This window comes from Novosphingobium sp. 9 (genome assembly GCF_025340265.1).
In the GTDB taxonomy this organism is placed as follows: Bacteria; Pseudomonadota; Alphaproteobacteria; order Sphingomonadales; family Sphingomonadaceae; genus Novosphingobium.
The window spans coordinates 2,753,646-2,771,699 of the sequence record NZ_CP022707.1 but is presented as its reverse complement, the minus strand read 5'-3'; the positions used below and the strand labels follow the sequence as shown (position 1 = coordinate 2,771,699).

Below are 18,054 nucleotides of genomic sequence, written 5' to 3'. Positions count from 1 at the left end.
TACGCAACGCCATTCGGTCTCGCCTGAAAGGACCGAAATCCTTCCTCCCGCCGCCACGGCCTCTCGACCGAGTATGTTGACGCACGGGCCTTCGCACGAATGCGGGGCGGCTACTCCCCAAATGACATCGCGCGCTTAGCGGCCTTGCCGCACCGGCGCAAACGAAAAAGGGCCCCGTCGCATATGCGGCGGAGCCCCTTTTGCGGCGGTGAGGGCAGCGATCAGAGCGTGAGCGAGATCGAGGCGTTGAACACGCGGCCCAGATCGTAGGTGTTGAAGTTCACCCGGCCATCGTCAAACTGCTGGTATTCCAGATGCTTGCGCCCGGTGAGGTTGCGCCCCTCCAGCTTCAGTTCGATCTGCTTGCCGGCAATCTCGATCCCCTGACGGATCACGAGGTCCAGCGTGAAGCCGGGATCTTCCACCACGTCGGGCTGCGCGGTGCCGTAGAGGCCGCGCGTCACCACGCGCTTGCTGGCGTAGTTCAGCAGCAGGGTCTGCTGCGAGAGGTGGTCGGTATCTTCCAGCCCCAGTTGCAGGTTGGCGAGGTGCCTGGACTGCCCCGCCATCGGCGCGCCGTTGCGGAAGTAGGTGCTCGCAAGGTCGGTGCCCACGTTGTAGATCTGCGTGGTATCGGTGCTGTTCACCTTCAGCTCGGACTTCGAGTAGGTGTAGTTGCCGATCACCACCGCGCGGCGGGTGGCGAAGAAGCCGCCCCACTTGTCCAGCGGCAGATACTTCTGCACTTCGAACTCGGCACCGTAGAGATTGGCCTTCGGCGCGTTCGCGTAGGACGTGATGAACTGCTCGTTGTCCGTCACGAAGCTTTCGATCGGGTTGTCGATGCGCTTGAAGAAGGCGCCCACCGAAACGCGCTGCTGCGGGGCGAAGTACCACTCGAACCGCGCCTCGGCGTTGTAGAGCTGGCTGTCCTTGAGCAGCGGGTTGCCGCGATAGGTCTGGTTGGTCTCGGGATCGTAGAACGGCTGGAAGATCAGCTCGCGGAACTGCGGGCGGCCGATCGTCTTGGAGGCGGCAAGGCGCACCTGCATGCCGGGCTCGACTTCCCAGGTCAGCGTGGCGGCGGGCAGGAAATATTCGTTCTTCAGCGCGTTGGCGACATTGGCCGTGCCCGCGATCGGCATGACCGTGGTGGTCTCCTTCGCGTATTCCCAGCGCACACCGGCATCGAAGCTGAGCGCATCGCTGACCGCGCCGTCCAGCTTGCCGTAGAACGCGTGGTTGACCAGCGAGGCCTGGAACCGGGCGGTGCCGGTCTCGGTCTCGCTGAACGACATCAGGTAGTTTTCGCCCGCATCGTTCAGGTACAGCGTGCCCGGCTGGAACAGCACGTCGGGCCGCAGCGTGCCCAGCGCATAGATCAGGTCCTGATCGCCGGTGACGCGGTAGTTGAAGTTGCGGCGGGTGTTGTCGCGCTGGTTGTACTGGAAGGCATAGCCCACGCTTCCGGTCCAGCCGGGCGAGAAGGTGTGCGTAACGTCGCCGCCCGCCGACCACACGTTCTCGTTGAGGCGCGAGAAGGTGACGGACGTGGGGTTGGCAACGCCATAGCCCGGCGTGCTGATGAAGGTGTCACCATAGGGATCGACCGAGGTGTCCAGATTGGTCCGGTAGTATTCGGTCTGGATCTCGTAAGGGGCGAGCCGCTTGGAGTTCGCATAGCCGCCGCGCAGATCGATCTCGGTATCGGGATCGGGCTTGAGTTCGGCGGTGATCTGGGTGTCGATCAGCTGGCGCTCGTACCACGCGGTGTTCTGTTCCAGCAGATCGGTGGTATCCGAATAGGACGGCTCGCGACCCAGGCTGAGGCGCGCGTTCTTGTCGGTGTCGTGGATGTAGAGGTTGGTCCAGCGGATGCTGTTGCTGCCCCACTCCAGCCCGAGGCCGAGCATCGCATTGCCGACGATGCGGTTGTCGGTCTGCACGGTGCGGAAGTTCGAGAACATCGCGCTCTCGTTCGCGGTCGTCACCGAGGTGCGCTGTTGCAGGGTGTCGCGGGTCTGCGTCTTGTTGGAATAGCCTGCCGCCGCGATCACGCCCAGCGTCGCGCCGCCGAGGTCGAGAGAGGTGCCTGCGGTGATGTTCGCCGAGAAGTTGGGCTGCTGGTGATCGACGCGCTGCACCACGGCATTGCGGCTGGTGATCAGGCTGCCGCCGATCTGCTTGGCGAGATCGCTGCTGGGGTCGATCACGGTGTTGCTGTTGAAGTAATCGCGCAGCGTGGTCGGGATCGAGCGGTTGCCGTTGTCGAAGCCCGTCCAGTCGGTCTTCGACCCGTAATAGGTGTAGCCCATCTTGTTGGTGCTCTCGGTATCCCAGCCGATGCCGCCGCCGATGGTCAGGAAGCTTTCCGTCGGGATCGCCTTGGTCGTCAGGTTGATGACGCCGCCGCCGAATTCACCGGGGAAGTTCACCGAATAGCTCTTCTGCACCATCGACGATGCGATCAGCGAGGTCGGGAACAGGTCCATCGGGACCACGCGCTTGAGCGGCTCGGGGCTGGGGAGCGGCGAGCCGTTGAGCAGGGCCAGCGAATAGCGATCGCCAAGGCCGCGCACATAGACATAGCCGTTGCCGATCACCGACAGGCCGGTGACGCGGCCCAGAGCGCCGGCGATGTCGCCTTCGCCGGTGCGGGCGATCTGTTCGGACGAAAGCACCGAGACCACTTCGGTCGAGGAGCGCATCACATCGCGCGAGCGGGTGCCGGTGACGATGATCGCGCCGCCCGGAATCGAGACGTCGGGCGCCTCTTCCTCGTCTGCGGGAACGGCATCGGCGGCCTGTCCGGCCTGAGGTGCTGTGGTGGGTGCGGGCGCGTTGGTGAGAGCACCGTCCTGCGCCCAGGCGACGGCGGGCGTCAGCGTGGTCGTGGACAGCAGCAGAAGCGATACAAGCCGTGGCTTGATCATGGGTGATCCCCCTGGAAATCGTTTTGAATGTGCAAAGGGGCGGCCACGCAGGACCGCCCCTTCCCATGTCGAGATGGGCGGCCGATCAGGTGGTCGGCAGCGCGGTGCAGTTGGTGCTCGAACCGAACTGGCCGGTAGCGTTGTTGCAGGTCCAGCCGGTGTACCAGGTGTCGCTGCTGCCCGAGACGGCGCCGATGTAGCTGACTTGCGTGAAGTAGCTGGAGAGGCTGGTGATGCCGGTGTACCCGGCAACGCCGCTCTCGTTGGAACCGTTGATGAAGACGGTGCCGTTGCTGTTCAGGTTGGTCAGCGTCGAGGTGAGCGAGGCGTTGTTGTTGGTATCGCCCGAGGCGGTGAACATCGCCTGCGCCTGTGCGGCGGTATAGGTGCCCGAACCCAGGAACTGGCCGCTGCTGGCGCAGGTCAGCACCATCGAATAGGCGTTGTAGGTGGCCGGGCTCGACCCGTTGGTGCTCGACCCGTTGACGCGGATGCACTCGTTGTTGGGCGTGTCGATCACGGTGTTGACGAACGTCACGTCCGAGTTGCCGCGCACCAGGATCGACGCCTTGTCGTTCGATTCGTTGTTGGTGCTCACGCTCTTCTGGACGCCGGTGAAGTTGGCGATCTGGATCTTCGAGCGGGGGCTGTTGTCCTCGGCGCCGTCGGAGTCGATCTCGAACAGCGAGTCGCCGCCCGCATCGCGCTGGAGCAGCAGGCCGTACTGGAAGTTGGCCTGGACGCCGGTGTCCAGGTCGAGGCTGTCATCGTCGGCGTTGACCGCGATGTAGTGCTTGAAGTTCACCGCGCCGCCGAAGAATTCCGCGCCGTCGTCCGAGCTGTTGACCGACTGGAAGTATTCCAGCGTGGTGCCGGTGCCGATACCTTCGCCGGTCAGCGACTGCAGTTCCTTGCCGTTGCTCAGGATGTAGCCCGAATAGCGGATCTGCACGTACTTCAGCGAACCTGCGTTGTAGGTGTTGTCGGCGCCGCCGAAGATCGCCGGGTTGACCGAGCCTTCGGTGTCGCGCTGGCAGTTGCCCACGGTGGTCGAACCGTAGTTGCAGTCCGTCACCTTGCCACGGCCCAGCAGCACCACGCCGCCCCACTGGCCTTGCGAGGTATCGTCGTTCTGGCCGATCACGTTGGCGCGGCTGGTGAAGATGATCGGCGCGGCGGCGGTGCCCACGGCGCTGATCTTGTTGCCGCGGTTGACCGCCAGCCAGGCCGGTTCGGAGCTGTTCTCGCCATAGACGATCACGCCCGGATCGATGGTCAGCGTGACGTTGGTATCGGCGCTGAGCGAGGTCTTGCCCGCAGCGATACAGCTCTGGGTGGTGGTGGCGAAGGCCGCTGCCGAAGTCGGGGCCGAGAAGCCGCCGTCGCAGCCGACGTCGACGCGGCCGTTCATGCGGTACAGGACGCCCGCCACCTTGGGCAGGCTGGAGCTGACATCGACCAGCGCGGGCAGCGTGCAGACGCGCCACGAGCCTTCGGGGCCGGAGATGGTGCCGCTGTCGGTCAGGCCGCCAGTGGCGTTGAAGGTCGGGCAGCCGGCAGCCGCTGTGACAGTGCCCGCCGTGGGCGTGGGGGTCGGCGTCGGGGTGGGGGTCGGGTTGTTGATGACGATGCTGCCCGAACCGGGCGAGGAGATGTCGTCGGCGCCGCAACCGGCAAGGGCAAGAGCGCTGCAACCCAGCAGCAGCAGTCCGTTGATCTTCTTCACGTGGTGTCCCCCTGTAGGCAGATGTCTGAAGGCAGGTGTGACAGGGGACGTTGTCGCCGGCCCCCCGTTGGACGCCGATGTAGGTTCGGGGGTGACATTATGTTGGCGTTATGATGACGAAAAACGAAATAAATACGACTGTATAATGACTATTATGACCAAACGGCCGGGTGCGTGGTCTGACGAGGGCGGTTTCGGGATGGGTCGAGTACTCCGGACTCGCAAATATCGCTCGATGCACATCATGATTGCAGTTTCATGACACTTTTGTCTTTTCCTTGATTGTTGCGCCGGAGGCGGGAATTCTCGAGTTCGTGAAAACAGAGTCGAAGGGAGATTGCCGTCATGTCCGTCACCGCCTTGCTTCTGGCTGCCTCGCTTGCCGCGCCTGCCGTTCCCAGCGGTCCGGTGGATGATGGCGTGAGCCGGGTCGATGTTGCCTATACCGCGCTGTCCCGCGGTGATGCGCAGGCGGCGCTGCGCCGGTTGCAGGCCGCAGGCGCCGATGACTCGCGCGATCCGGTGGTGCTCATCAACCTTGCGGCTGCCTATGCCGGGACCGGGCAGGGCGCCCGCGCCATGCAGGCCTACAAGGCCGCCATCGCCTCGCGTGAGCGCTACGATATCGAGCTTGCGGACGGCACCTGGGCGGACTCGCGCGATGTCGCCCGCGCAGGGCTGGGCCGTCTGTCCAGAACGGTGGCCGCGCGCTGATTTCCGGGTGTTTGACGGCGGTGGCAGGTGGCAGCGGGAAGTGAGTATGCCGCCATGGGCCTAGCCCGATCGCGGCAGCTGCCGTCACAGTCTGTCGCATTGGCCGTCATCTCGTCACACTCGTGTCATGTGAATCGCGCACTTCGCCCTCAGACGGAGGGCACACGTGATTCGACACAACTCAGTAGGGCGACGCAACTGGCGCGCACCGATGGCGGCGCTTGGCGGCATGATCGCCGCACTGGCGCCTCAGCTTGCCGCGGCGCAGGCCGTTCAGGGGAGCGATCCCGCCGGTAGCGGCCCGATTGTGGCGGCGCTCGGCTGGCTTCAGGGCACGCTGCTGGGCCATGTGGCGACGGCGGTGGCGGTCATGGCGGTGGCGGCGGTCGGCTTCATGATGCTCACGGGGCGGATGAACTGGCGCTTCGGCGCGACGGTCATCATCGGCTGTTTCGTGCTGTTCGGCGCCGGGGCGATCGTCACCGGCATCCAGACGGCAGCGGGCTGAGCCATGGCGCTTGCCCGCCATCCGGTGCACCGCGCGCTGACGCGGCCGCAGATGTTCGCGGGCGTGACCTACAGCTTCTTCATCATCAACGGCGCGCTGACGACCGAGGTGTTCCTGATCACCAAGAGCTTCTGGGCGCTGCCCGCCGCTCTGGCGATCCACATCGGCGGCTATCTGGCGTGCCTTCGCGAACCACGCGTGTTCGACTTGTGGATCGCCCGGGTCAGCAAGTGCCCGCGCGTGCGCAACTGGCAGCGCTGGGGCTGCAACAGCTACGCGCCCTGATCGCGGTAAAGGTCGCCGGTGCAAGACAGGGGCGGGGGATTTGACACCATGACACGGCAGAGCGGGAAAAAGGGCCTGGCGAGCCTCACCGGATGGGCAGGCAAGGAAGCCATGGCGGGCGACCGGCTGCCCTATCGTTCGCTGCTGGACGAGAATGTCGTGCTGCTGCGCGATGGTTCGGTCATGCTCTCGCTGGCCGTGCCGGGGCTCTCGTTCGAGACGGCGGACAGCGACGAGCTGAACGCGCATCTCGCCGCGCGCGAGGTGCTGCTGCGATCGGCGCTCGACGCCCGCTTCGTGCTCTATCACCATGTCATCCGCCGCCGGGTCGAGATCGAGCTGGACGGCGCCTTCGACGATCCGCTGGCCGCGCATATCGATGCGCGCTGGCGGGCGCGCACCGCCTCGGGCGCACTGTTCGTCAACGACCAGTTCGTGACGCTGGTGCGCCGCCCCGCGCGCGGCAAGGCGGGCTGGGCGGACAGGCTTTCGCGCGCGTGGAGCCGCAAGGGACAGGCGGAGGCAGAGGCCGATCCCGCCGATATCCGCGCCTTGCGCGCAGCGGCGAGCGCGATGGTCGCCTCGCTCGGTGCATACGGCGCGCGCCTGCTGGGCGATTACGAGGGGGCCTCGGGCACCTGTTCGGAAGTGCTCGAACTGCTGAGCGCGCTTTATAATGGCGAGATGCGCCCGGTCCGTCGCGCCGCCGCAGAGGTCGACGTGGGCCAGATGCTGCCCTATCGTCGGGTCAATTTCGGCCTCGATGCGATCGAGCTGAAAGGCGCAGGCGGCGCGGGATTCGGCTCGATCGTCTCCTTGAAGGAATACCCGGATTCGACTGGCCCCGGCCTTACCGACCCGCTGCTGCGCCTGCCCTGCGAACTGGTGCTGACCGAGACCTATGCGCCGTCCGACCGCCAGATTGCCCGCGAGCGTATCGACCTGTCGCTGCGCCGCCTGCGCTCGGCTGACGAGGAAGCCGTGGCCGAGCGGCGCGAAATGGGCGCGGCGCGCGATGCGCTGGGCACGGGTTCGGTCGGTTTCGGCGATCATCACTTGTCGGTGCTGGTCCGCTCGCCCTCGCTGGCGGCGCTCGACGATCTGACCGCGATGTGCGCCGCCGCGTTGGCCGATGCCGGGGCTGTCGCCGTACGCGAGGAAGGCAATCTGGAGCCGTGTTTCTGGGGCCAGCTGCCGGGCAACGAGAGCTTCCTGGTGCGCCGGGCGATGATCTCCAGCGCCAACATGGCCTGCTTCGGCTCGCTCCACGGCTTTGCCATGGGGCAGGCGCACGACAACCACTGGGGCGATGCGGTGACGCTGCTGGCGACCACCAGCGCGACGCCGTTCTTCTTCAACTTTCATCAGGGTGATCTGGGCAACTTCACCGTCATCGGTCCGTCGGGTTCCGGCAAGACGGTGGTCATGAACTTTCTGGCCGCGCAGGCGCAGAAGTTCCGCCCGCGCACCATACTGTTCGACAAGGATCGCGGCGCCGAAGTGTTCCTGCGCGGCATTGGCGGCACTTATAGCCGCATCGCCGCCGGGCATCCCACCGGCTTCAACCCGCTCGCGCTGCCCGATACGCCCGCCAACCGCGCCTTCCTGCGCGACTGGCTGGGGGTGCTGCTGAACGCCGAGGGGCCCGAGGAACTGGCGACGATCGCGCAGGCCGTCGATGCCGCCTATCACAACGATCCTGCGCTGCGCCGCCTGTCGTACTTCCGCGAGCTGCTGGCCGGATCGCGCCGCCCGCAGCCGGGCGATCTCGCCTCGCGTCTCGATGCGTGGATCGCGCAAGGGCCGAACGGGAGCGGCGAGCACGCCTGGCTGTTCGACAACCAGCACGATCGCCTCGACCTGTCGACCCGCGTGCTCGGCTTCGACATGACCGCGCTGCTCGAAAGCCCGCGCCTGCGCACGCCGGTGATGATGTACCTGTTCCACCGCATCGACGAGCGGCTGGACGGCGAACCGACGATGATCCTGATTGACGAGGGCTGGAAGGCGCTGGACGACGAGGTGTTCGCCGCGCGCATCCGCGACTGGCTCAAGACCCTGCGCAAGCGCAACGCGCTGGTCGGGTTTGCCACGCAATCGGCGCGCGATGCGCTGGATTCGAAGATCGCGACGGCGCTGGTCGAACAGACCGCGACGATGGTGTTCATGCCCAATTCGCGGGCGCGGGCAGAGGATTACTGCGAGGGCTTCGGCCTGACCGGGCACGAGCTGGACGTGATCCGCACGCTGCCCGCGCATTCGCGCTGCTTCCTGATCCGCCAGTCCGATGCCTCGGTGGTGGTGCGCCTCGACCTGTCGGGCATGCCCGAGGTGCTGACGGTGCTGTCGGGCCGCGAGAGCACGGTGCGCAGGCTCGATGCCCTGCGCGAACGCTGCGGCGATGCCCCGGCGAACTGGTATCCGCTGCTCACGGGGCAGGAATGGCCGGGCGAGAGCACGCAGGATGGCGACGTCTGGATCGAAGAGGCGGCGGAGTAACCGCGATGGCGGACTGCAAGCCCCTGATCGAGGTCGCGTCCACCGGGGTCGGCCCGGCCCTGCGCGCGGTCGATTGCGTGTCGGGCGAGACCACCGCCGCTGCCTTTGGCCGCCTGTTCGGGGCGCATGGCTCGATGGCGCCGGTGCTGACGATCCTGCTGACGCTCTACATCGCCTTCTTCGCCTTTTCGCTGATCACCGGACGCTCGCGCATCGGCATTTCCGCGCTCACCCCGCGCATGCTGACGCTGGGTCTGGTGCTGACCTTCGCGACGAGCTGGCTGGCGTACCAGACCCTGTTCTGGAACCTTGCCGTGGGCGGGCCGGACTGGATCGCCTCGCTGCTGACCGACACGCGCGGCTCGGCAATCCAGATGTTCGGAGACCGGATCGACATCGTGTTCGATGCGGTGGCGCAGATCGCGCAGGGGCAGCAACCGCAAGGCGCGGACGGGGCGGCAGCGGGCGCGCCCGCCGCTGCTTCTGCTGCGGCAAGCGGCGGCGCGGGCGGGCTCATCACGCCGGAGACGATCCTGTGGGCGGGCGCCATCGAGCTGCTGCTCGGCACCGTGGGCGTGCTGCTGACCGCGCGGATCGCGCTGGCGATCCTGATGGCGCTGGGGCCGGTGTTCGTGGTGATGGCGCTGTTCGGCGGCACGCGCGGGCTGACCGCCGGGTGGCTGCGCGGCGTGGTGCTGACCGCGATCACCCCGCTGTTCGTGGTGCTGGGCGGGATGGTCTCGCTCGAACTGCTGGTGCCGATCATCTCGGCACTGGCGACGAATGCGCAGATGGGCGGGATCGACGCGCGCTCGGCCATGGCCTTCTTCCTCGTCGCCTCGGTCCACGTTGCGCTGATGGTGATGGTATTCAAGGTTGCCGGAACCATGGTGATGGGCTGGAACGTCTTCGGTCTGGCCCGCAGCGATGGCGAGCGGTCGGGCGGCGGCATCGACCTTGCCCGTCTGGCCGCAGCGAGCTCTGGTGCGGGGATCGCGCCTGCTTCGGGTGCGGGCGCTGCGACGGCAGTTCCCTCGCGCACATCCGCGATGGCAACGGCGGCGGCAACCCCGCAGGTCGTCGTCGAGGCGGGGCAGGGTGGTGGTGCTGCGACTGGCGGTGATCGCCGCACGCATATCACACAGGTTTCCGGCGGCGGCATCGAGCCGCTGACCCCGCGCGGCAGCGAGCAGCGGGCCAAGGGCATCGGCTCGCGCTTTCGCAGCCCTTCGAACGATACGGGGCGCAAGCCCTCCAGGGAGATTTCACGATGAACCGCGCTTTCGTTCTGGCTGTACCGGCGCTGGTCGGCGCGTGGACCGCAGCGCCCGCGCTGGCGTCGGACCCGCGCCTCGTCCAGCACCTCTACAACGATAACGAGGTCGTGCGGATCGCGGGCCATGCGGGCGTGCAGGCGACGATCCAGTTCGGCCCGAACGAGGCGATCGAGAACGTGGCCGTGGGCGATTCCGCCAGCTGGCAGATCACGCCCAACAAGCGCGCTGACCTGCTGTTCGTGAAGCCGATGGAAGCGGCGGCCCGCACCAACATGACGGTGGTGACGAACCGGCACACCTATTTCTTCGATCTCGTCGCCTCGCCCAAGGGCCAGCCGCTGTACCTGTTGCGCTTCGCCTACCGCGATGCCGATAAACCTTCTGTTCTGGGCGCACCGGTTCCGGGTGAGCAGGCGCCCAAGGTCGCGGCGCTGTCCTCGCAGGAGCAGGCGATCACCGGGGGCGATCTGGCGGCGATGCCCACCGATCCGGCGGCGCTGAACTATGCCTGGAAGCGTGTCGGCACGGCGAAGCTGTGGCCCTCGCGCGTGTGGGACGATGGCAGCTCCACCTACCTGCTCTGGCCCGACAAGAGCGCGGTGCCCGCGATCCTGATGCGCAACGAAAAGGGTGACGAAGGCCCGGTGAACTACGCCGTGCGCGATGCCACCATCGTCATTCCCGAAGTGCCGCGCGCGCTCGTGCTGCGGTCGGGCAAGGACATGGCGGAGTTGCAGAACACCGCGCCCGAACCGCCCCGGCATCATCTGCTGCGTCTCCCGCTGCGGCTCCCGTTCCCGCGCTTGCCAAGGACTGATCGCGATGGCTTCCAACCGTTCCTTCCGTGAGCGCGACAGTATGGCGCGAGATATCGACCCGCGCGAGAGCGACGGGGCGCAGATTATCGACCTCGCTACCCGTTCGGTGCTGCCTGCCGTCTCGCAGCGCCGCAAGGGCGATGGCGCGGGGCTTGGCCTGGGGGCGCTGATCGTCGCCGGGCTGGGCGGGTTGACGTTCTGGAGCCTGAGCGCTTCGAACGAGACCGCGCAGAAGGTGGCCCCGCCCGTCGTGCAGCCGGGGGTGTCGCCCGCCGCCGCGCCGCTGGTCGCCGCCCCGGTCAGCGCGCCGACACCGCAGCCTGCGCCCATCGCTGCACCGCTTCCCGCGCCCGCCCCGGCGCCGGTGCTGGCCAATGCGCCGGGTGCCGCACCTGCGCCCGCGCCGAACCCGGCCAATGCGCCGACGGTGGTGTTCGATGCCACGGCAGGCCGGGCCGGCGGTCCTGCCCCCGCCGTCGATGGCAAGGGCAAGCCGGTGGGCGCGGGTAACGACGATTTCGCCGCGCGGCTCGGCGCTGGCGGCACCGGCACGGCGAGCGCGGCGCGCAGCTTCGATCCGGCGACCACGGTGACGCAGGGCACGCTGATCCCCGCCGTGCTCGAAACCGCGATAGATACCGACGTGCCCGGCTATGTGCGCGCCATCGTCTCGACCGAAGTGCGCAGCTTCGACGGGCGCCACGTCCTGATCCCGCGCTCCTCGCGCCTGATCGGCCAGTACAAGAGCGGGCTGACCTCGGGCCAGAAGCGGGCCTATGTGATCTGGACCCGGCTGATCCGCCCGGACGGCGTCTCGGTCGACATCGGCTCGCCCGCGATTGCCTTCGGCGGCGAGACCGGGCTTCCCGGCAAGGTCAACAGCCACTTCTTCCAGCGCTTCGGCTCGGCCATGCTGCTCTCGGTGGTCGGCGGGCTTTCGACGCTGGCGAGCAGCGGATCGAACGTCATCATCAGCGGCGGCGGCACGTCGGCGGCGTCCACCGCGCTCCAGCAGAACGGCACGATCTCGCCCACCATCCGCGTGCGTCAGGGTGAGCCGATCCGCGTGTTCACCGCGCGCGATCTCGACTTCGCGCCAGTTCAGTGACGCCCGTGTCCGGCGACCTCCATCTGTTGCCGCGCGGTGACGTTCCGGTGCGCGATGCCCCGACCGCCGAAGTGGCCCGCAGCGTCTACCTCGACGCCTATCTCGCCCCGCTGCGCCCGTGGCTGAAGCGCGAGACGGTGACGGAAATCCTCGTCAATCGCCCCGGCGAGATCTGGGTCGAGGACGCGGCGCTGCCGGGCATGCAGAGCGTGGCGGTTCCGGCAATGGACAACCGCCTGCTCCAGCGTCTGGCCGAGCAGGTCGCGCGGATCAGCCATCAGGGCATCAACCGCGAGCATCCGCTGCTCGCCGCGACTTTACCCGCGTACGAAGGGCAGAGCGGTGCCCGTATCCAGCTGGTCGGCCCGCCTGCGACGCGCGCCAATTGGGCGATGGCGATCCGCCGCCATCGCCTGCTGGAACTGCCGCTCGACGCCTACGATCGCGGGCCGATCGCGGCGGTGGCAGAGGCGCCGATGCCCGATGCCATGGCCGAGCCGATCGCGTTCCTGCGCGAGGCGATCCGCCGCCGCCGCACCATCCTGATCTCGGGCGGTACGTCCACCGGCAAGACGACCTTCCTCAACGCCATGCTCGCCGAAATTCCGGCTGAGGAACGCGTGGTGGTGGTGGAAGATACCCCCGAGCTTCGCCTGCCGGGCGCCAACGGCGTCGGCCTGATCGCGGTGAAGGGGGAACTGGGCGAAGCGAAAGTCTCGGCCAACGACCTTCTTCAGGCGGCGCTGCGCCTGCGCCCGGATCGCATCGTGCTGGGCGAGTTGCGCGGCACCGAGACGGTCAGCTTCCTGCGCGCGATCAACACCGGGCATCCCGGCTCGTTCTCCACCGTCCACGCCAATACCCCGCGCGGCGCGCTGGAGCAGATCGCGCTGATGGCGATGCAGTCCAACATCGGCCTGACCCGCGCCGAGACGCTGGACTATGCCGCCAGCGTGATCGACGTGGTGGTCCAGCTCGACCGGCAGGGCGGCAAGCGTGGCATCGGCATGATCGCGCAGAGCCACACGCTGGTTTGACGGGATTTGGCGTCTGACGGCGTTTTCAGTGCCGTATGGGAACAATCCGGCCCCCGCCGGATCAATACCCATGATTTCCCATGCCGATATTCTCATCCGTCTGGCCGCAGCCGCTGCCATCGGCAGCCTCGTCGGGTTCGAGCGCGAGCGCCTGCTGTGGTCGGCGGGCATCCGCACCCACATGCTGGTGAGCGTGGGCGCGTGCCTGATCATGATCGTTTCGGCCTATGGTTTCCAGAACGCGACGCAGATGCCGCATGTCGTGCTCGACCCCTCTCGCGCGGCGGCACAGGTGGTCTCGGGCGTCGGCTTTCTGGGCGCGGGCTCGATCCTGCTGAAAGGCAACGTCGTGCGCGGGATGACCACGGCGGCGAGCATCTGGGCCGTCGCCGCGCTGGGGCTGGCGGCAGGCGGCGGGCTCTATTTCGCGGCCGGGGCGGCGACGATCATCATCCTGGTGATCCTGGCTGGCCTCAAGCCGATCGAGGAAGCCTACCGCGCCGCGTACAGAGCTGCACCGTGCGCCTGCATATCGAGCGCGGAAGCCTGCGCGAGGATGACCTCAAGCGCCTGCTGCGCGTGCGCGGGGGCCAGATCCGCCGGATCACGCAGAGCCTTGAGGAAGACGGGATGGAGCTTCAGACCGTCCACCTCGTGCGCGTCTCGCGCTCGGACATCAAGCAGGGCACCGACCGGCTGAAGGCGCAACCCGGCGTCCAGTCGGTGGAGGTCCATCGCAAGGGCGGGCACGGCGAATGACGCCGGGATGGCCGTCGCCCTGACGCATGCCCGCTTTTACATCCGCATCATCTAGTAGGAGCACTATGAAGAAGACGATTCTGGCCGCAGCGGCCATGGCCGGTATCTGGGCCGTGCAGGCGCAGGCAGACGTGCCGGGCAAGGACTGGATCAGCCACGCCCGCGTGATCAAGATGCTCGAAACGAAGGGCTATCAGGTCACCAAGATCGAGGCCGACGATGGTCATTGGGAAGGCGAGGCGGTGCGCAACCACCAGCACTTCGACTTCCACGTCGATCCCCATAGCGGCCAGATCACCAAGATGGAGCGTGACAACGACTGACACGCCCGATCGTCAGGACGGCGTTTCAGGCCAGCGGTTTCAGCTTAAGGGTTTCCCGGCGCCGTCCTGCGCCTTTGCAGCCAGGCCAAGCCGTTCGGCGAGGATCTTGAGATCCCTGGCGACGCTGGCGTTGTAGAGGGGGCGCATGCCTTCCGCCACGGTGAGCGTGAGCGTTTGCGCATCGCGCTCCAGCAGCGCCTCGGTCATCGCGGCGGGATTGCCGGTGGTGAGGCGGCGGCACAGGCGCACGGCAAGGCCCCAGACGATCGCACGGTCGAGGTCGGCCTGCGCCGCAAGGCGCAGGAACGGCGCGGGTACGGCGGTCTTGCCGGAATTGGCGAAGACGGTCATCGCCAGCATCCCGCGCCCGTGCATGTCGAGGCCGATCCAGCGCTTGCGCAGGGCCCAGGTCATCGCCTCCTCGGCGCGCAGGTTGGGCTCGGTACGCATCGCGGTCATCGCCAGCAGCGTGGCGGCCACGCGCATCTCGCCGTCCTCGGGGCGATCCTCGCAGGCAGGCGCACACCAGTTCGCGATTGCGCGGGCGCCGTCGATGGTGAGCACGTCCGATCCGGCGAAGGCGGCGACACCGGCCAGCAGCGGGTCCTCGGCCTGCACCGCTTCGGGGAGCGCGGCGTGCAGCAGCCCTTCGCGCAGGCCCCACGAAGAGAACACGAGGCGCGAGGGTTTCAGCTCGACGATCATCTGCGCCAGCAGCGCGGCGGCATCGGGCATCGAGGCGACGCGCGAGGCGGAAATCGTTGGATCGGGATGGGCAGGCGCGCCCTTGGCGTACTTGCGCGCGAACGTCAGCGCGGCCTCGGGATCGAGTTCGAAGCCGTGCGGATCGTCGACCGGCCAGTCCATGTCGGTCATCGTCTGGAGCGCGAGCGCGCGCCACGAACCGCCGACGATGTAGAGCTTCTGGCCCTGCGGGCGGTTCCAGCCGGTCTTCTTGAGGCCCTGGCGGATCGCGACGGCGAAGTGTGCGGCCCCGCCCTTGCGCAGGTCCGGCAGGCGCAGCGTTCCGAACGGCATGGTGACGCCGCCGGGGCGGACCTTGCCCTCGGCCAGTTCGACCAGTTCCAGACTGCCGCCGCCAAGGTCCGCCGCGATTCCGCGCGCGCCGGGAAACGCGGCGATGACGCCGGTGGCGCTGGCGCGGGCCTCTTCCTCGCCCGAGAGCAGGCGCGGTTCAAGGCCGAGCGCGCGCACGGCGCCGACGAATTGCGGGCCGTTCGAGGCATCGCGCGCCGCGGCAGTGGCCACGCACTGCACATCGTCCACGTTCATCAGCCGCAGCAGCGCGGCATAGCGGGCCAGTGCGCCGGTCGCGCTGGCGAAGGCCTTTTCGGGAATGGCGCCGGTCTTGTCGAGATCGCGACCGAGGCGGGCGTTGATCTTCTCGTTGTGCAGCGTCACCGGCGCGCGCGGCGGGCCGTCGTAGACGACCAGACGCACGGTGTTCGAGCCGATGTCGATGATGGCGCGCCGCGTGCTCATGCGCACTCCGCCTTACGACAGGGGGAGGAGAAGGAGGCCATGAAGCTGCCTGCTGCCGTTGGGCCTGATGCCGTGAGATCGCCTGTCATTGCAGCGCCTCGCTACCGCCTTCACGCCGGGGGCGCCATACCCCCGGTGTGCACTTGTCCACGAACCTTGGCGAAATGCGCCACCGGCACGCGCTGAAACGCACCGACGGCGGGCCGGGTTGCGCGCCGTTTTCAGATATTCCCGCGCCGCAGCGACAGCTTGGGCACCTTGCGCCCGCTCGCCAGCGCCGCCCCGCGCCCGGAAAGCGAGGGGTTGGTCATGAAATAGCGGTGCAGGTTGAACGGGTTCTCCACCGCGCCGACGCGGGCATAGCTGCCATCGGGATGCAGCACCCAGCTCTGTTCGGTGTCGAGCAGGTTGGCCAGCATCACCTGATCGAGCACCTGATCGTGGACGGTCTTGTTGGTGATCGGCAGCAGCACTTCCACCCGGCGGTCAAGGTTGCGGCTCATGCCGTCGGCCGAGGTGATGAACACGCGGGCGCGGCGGTTCGGCAGTTCCTCGCCATTGGCGAAGGCCCAGATGCGGCTGTGTTCCAGAAACCGCCCGATCACCGACTTCACGGTGATGTTCTCCGAAAGCCCCTCGATGCCGGGGCGCAGGCAGCAGATGCCGCGCACCACGCAGTCGATATCGACGCCCGCCCGGCTGGCGGCATAGAGCTTGTCGATCAGCCCCGGATCGGTCAGCGAATTGAGCTTGATCCAGATCGCGGCGGGCTTGCCCTCCTGCGCATTGGCGATCTCGTTGTCGATGCATTCGTAGAGCGTGGAGCGCAGCGAGATCGGCGAGATCGAGAGCAGTTCGGTGCGCGTCGGCTCGACATAGCCGGTGATGAAGTTGAACAGCCGCCCGACGTCGCGTCCCGCTGCCGGATCGGCGGTGAAGTACGACAGGTCGGTATAGATGCGCGCGGTCAGCGGGTGATAGTTGCCGGTGCCGAAGTGGCAGTAGGTGCGATAGCCATCGCCTTCGCGGCGCACCACCATCGAGGTCTTGGCATGGGTCTTCCAGTCGACGAAGCCGTAGATCACCTGAACGCCCGCACGCTCCAGCTGGCTGGCCCAGAGCAGGTTCTGCTCCTCGTCGAAGCGGGCCTTCAGTTCGACCACGGCGGTGACGGACTTGCCTTCCTCCGCCGCTGCGATCAGCGCCGAGATGATCGCCGACTGTTTCCCCGCGCGATAGAGCGTCTGCTTGATCGCCACCACGTCCGGGTCGCGCGCGGCCTGCCGCAGGAAGTCGATCACCACCTCGAAGCTTTCGTAGGGGTGCTGGACGACGATGTCCTTCTCGCGGATGGCGGCGAAGATCTCGCCGTCATGCTCGACGATGCGCTCGGGATAGCGCGGGGTGTACGGCTCGAACTTCAGTTCGGGCCGGTCCTCGTCGCAGATCGCCGAAAGGCCGTTGAAGCCGACCAGACCCTTGCTCTGCATGATCAGCGCGCGTTCGAGGCCCAGCTGCGCGCGCAGCAGCTCCTCTGCCGAGGCATCGAAATTGCCCTGCAACTGCAACGAGATCACCATGCCGCGGCGGCGGCGCTGGATCGCGGTGCGATAGTAGCGCACCAGATCCTCGGCATCTTCCTCGATCTCGATATCGGAATCGCGCAGGATGCGGAACACGCCGTGGCCGTGAATGCGGAAGCCCGGGAACAGCTCGGCGGCATTGCGCACGATCAGGTCCTCGATCGAGATCCACGCGGCCTGCTCGCCCGCCAGCCGGATATAGCGCGGCAGCGCGGCGGGGATCAGCACCATCTCCATCACCGGCGCCTCGTCGGCGATGCGGACCAGCGGGAACAGCACGCCGATGCCTTGGTTGGGCACGAAGGGGAAGGGGTGCGCCGGGTCGATCGCCTGCGGGGTGATCACCGCCATGACGTGTTCGAGGAAATATTCGCGCAGCCAGTGCGCGCGGTCGGCATCGAGTTCCTCGTCATCGCCGATGACGTGGATGCCCGCCTCTTCCAGCTCCTGCTTGAGCCCGGCCCAGCTGGCCTGCTGGATCTGCTCCAGCTCCAGCGCCTTTTCGTGGGTGAGCGCGATCGCCTGCGAGGGCGTGCGCCCGTCGAGCGAGATTTCCTCGATCGAGCGGCGCACCTGTCCGGCAAGGCCGGCGACGCGGACCATCAGGAACTCGTCGATATTGCTGCCCGAGATCGACAGGAAGCGCAGGCGTTCGAGCAGCGGGTAGTTCGGGTTGCTCGCCTCGGCCAGCACGCGCTCGTTGAAGGCCAGCCAGCTCAGCTCGCGGTTGAAGAACCGCTCGGGCCGGGAGGCGAGATCGTCGGGGGCGCTGTCCTGCACGGGGCGGGAGGCATCGGGCGTCTGCGGGGCAGCGCCGGCGGCAAGCAGTTCGTTCGTATCCACCATCGGCCCTCTTTCATGCCATCATGACGGCTTCGCGACAATCGTTCATCTGCGCAGGCGCTGGTTACAAAATGTGCCGGATCGGCGGTGTTCGGGAAACGAACGGCGTTGCAGTGCAGCACGGAATGGCGCAAGGTT

At 67.2% G+C, this 18,054-nt stretch carries 14 protein-coding genes; 10 read left to right on the top strand and 4 right to left on the bottom strand.

What is annotated here, in order from left to right:
* Positions 1-221: 221 nt before the first annotated feature.
* Both CI805_RS13565 and CI805_RS13560 read right to left on the bottom strand, forming a co-directional pair.
* Entirely contained in the window at positions 222-2,933 is a 2,712-nt protein-coding gene (locus tag CI805_RS13565; protein ID WP_260924308.1) for a TonB-dependent receptor domain-containing protein, read from the bottom strand.
* Positions 2,934-3,018: 85 nt separating this feature from the next.
* Entirely contained in the window at positions 3,019-4,659 is a 1,641-nt protein-coding gene (locus CI805_RS13560) for a hypothetical protein (RefSeq protein ID WP_260924305.1), read from the bottom strand.
* A gap of 345 nt (positions 4,660-5,004) precedes the next feature.
* On the opposite strand from CI805_RS13560, the gene CI805_RS13555 reads away from it, so the two are divergent.
* From CI805_RS13555 to CI805_RS13510, 10 genes are all read left to right on the top strand, one after another.
* Complete coding sequence (locus CI805_RS13555) at positions 5,005-5,373, top strand: tetratricopeptide repeat protein (protein WP_260924299.1); 369 nt, start codon at positions 5,005-5,007, stop codon at positions 5,371-5,373.
* Between the two features lie 229 nt (positions 5,374-5,602).
* Entirely contained in the window at positions 5,603-5,881 is a 279-nt protein-coding gene (locus tag CI805_RS13550; RefSeq protein ID WP_260927989.1) for a TrbC/VirB2 family protein, read from the top strand.
* Between the two features lie 3 nt (positions 5,882-5,884).
* Positions 5,885-6,166, top strand: coding sequence for a type IV secretion system protein VirB3 (locus tag CI805_RS13545; protein ID WP_260924297.1), 282 nt, complete (start codon positions 5,885-5,887; stop codon positions 6,164-6,166).
* Positions 6,167-6,214: 48 nt separating this feature from the next.
* Positions 6,215-8,665, top strand: a complete 2,451-nt coding sequence (locus CI805_RS13540; RefSeq protein WP_260924295.1) for a VirB4 family type IV secretion/conjugal transfer ATPase — start codon at positions 6,215-6,217, stop codon at positions 8,663-8,665.
* A 5-nt stretch (positions 8,666-8,670) separates the two neighbouring features.
* The gene (locus CI805_RS13535; RefSeq protein ID WP_260924293.1) at positions 8,671-9,939 is read left to right on the top strand and encodes a type IV secretion system protein; all 1,269 of its coding nucleotides are present in this window, start codon (positions 8,671-8,673) and stop codon (positions 9,937-9,939) included.
* A complete protein-coding gene (locus tag CI805_RS13530; protein WP_260924291.1) occupies positions 9,936-10,790 on the top strand; it encodes a TrbG/VirB9 family P-type conjugative transfer protein in 855 nt (284 codons plus the stop codon). The genes CI805_RS13535 and CI805_RS13530 overlap by 4 nt, the downstream gene beginning before the upstream one ends.
* Positions 10,765-11,868 (top strand): TrbI/VirB10 family protein, encoded by a 1,104-nt coding sequence (locus CI805_RS13525; RefSeq protein ID WP_260924289.1) that lies wholly within the window; start codon positions 10,765-10,767, stop codon positions 11,866-11,868. Before CI805_RS13530 ends, CI805_RS13525 begins: the two co-directional genes overlap by 26 nt.
* A gap of 23 nt (positions 11,869-11,891) precedes the next feature.
* On the top strand, positions 11,892-12,905 hold the full coding sequence (gene virB11 / locus CI805_RS13520) for a P-type DNA transfer ATPase VirB11 (protein ID WP_260927988.1): 1,014 nt from the start codon (positions 11,892-11,894) through the stop codon (positions 12,903-12,905).
* Between the two features lie 70 nt (positions 12,906-12,975).
* A complete protein-coding gene (locus CI805_RS13515; RefSeq protein WP_260924286.1) occupies positions 12,976-13,605 on the top strand; it encodes an MgtC/SapB family protein in 630 nt (209 codons plus the stop codon).
* Between the two features lie 124 nt (positions 13,606-13,729).
* Positions 13,730-13,987 (top strand): PepSY domain-containing protein, encoded by a 258-nt coding sequence (locus CI805_RS13510; RefSeq protein ID WP_260924283.1) that lies wholly within the window; start codon positions 13,730-13,732, stop codon positions 13,985-13,987.
* A gap of 39 nt (positions 13,988-14,026) precedes the next feature.
* Here CI805_RS13510 and CI805_RS13505 read toward each other — a convergent pair whose 3' ends face one another.
* On the bottom strand, positions 14,027-15,490 hold the full coding sequence (locus tag CI805_RS13505) for a Ppx/GppA family phosphatase (protein WP_260924281.1): 1,464 nt from the start codon (positions 15,488-15,490) through the stop codon (positions 14,027-14,029).
* A gap of 221 nt (positions 15,491-15,711) precedes the next feature.
* Positions 15,712-17,919, bottom strand: coding sequence for an RNA degradosome polyphosphate kinase (locus CI805_RS13500; RefSeq protein WP_260924277.1), 2,208 nt, complete (start codon positions 17,917-17,919; stop codon positions 15,712-15,714).
* Positions 17,920-18,054 lie beyond the last annotated feature (135 nt).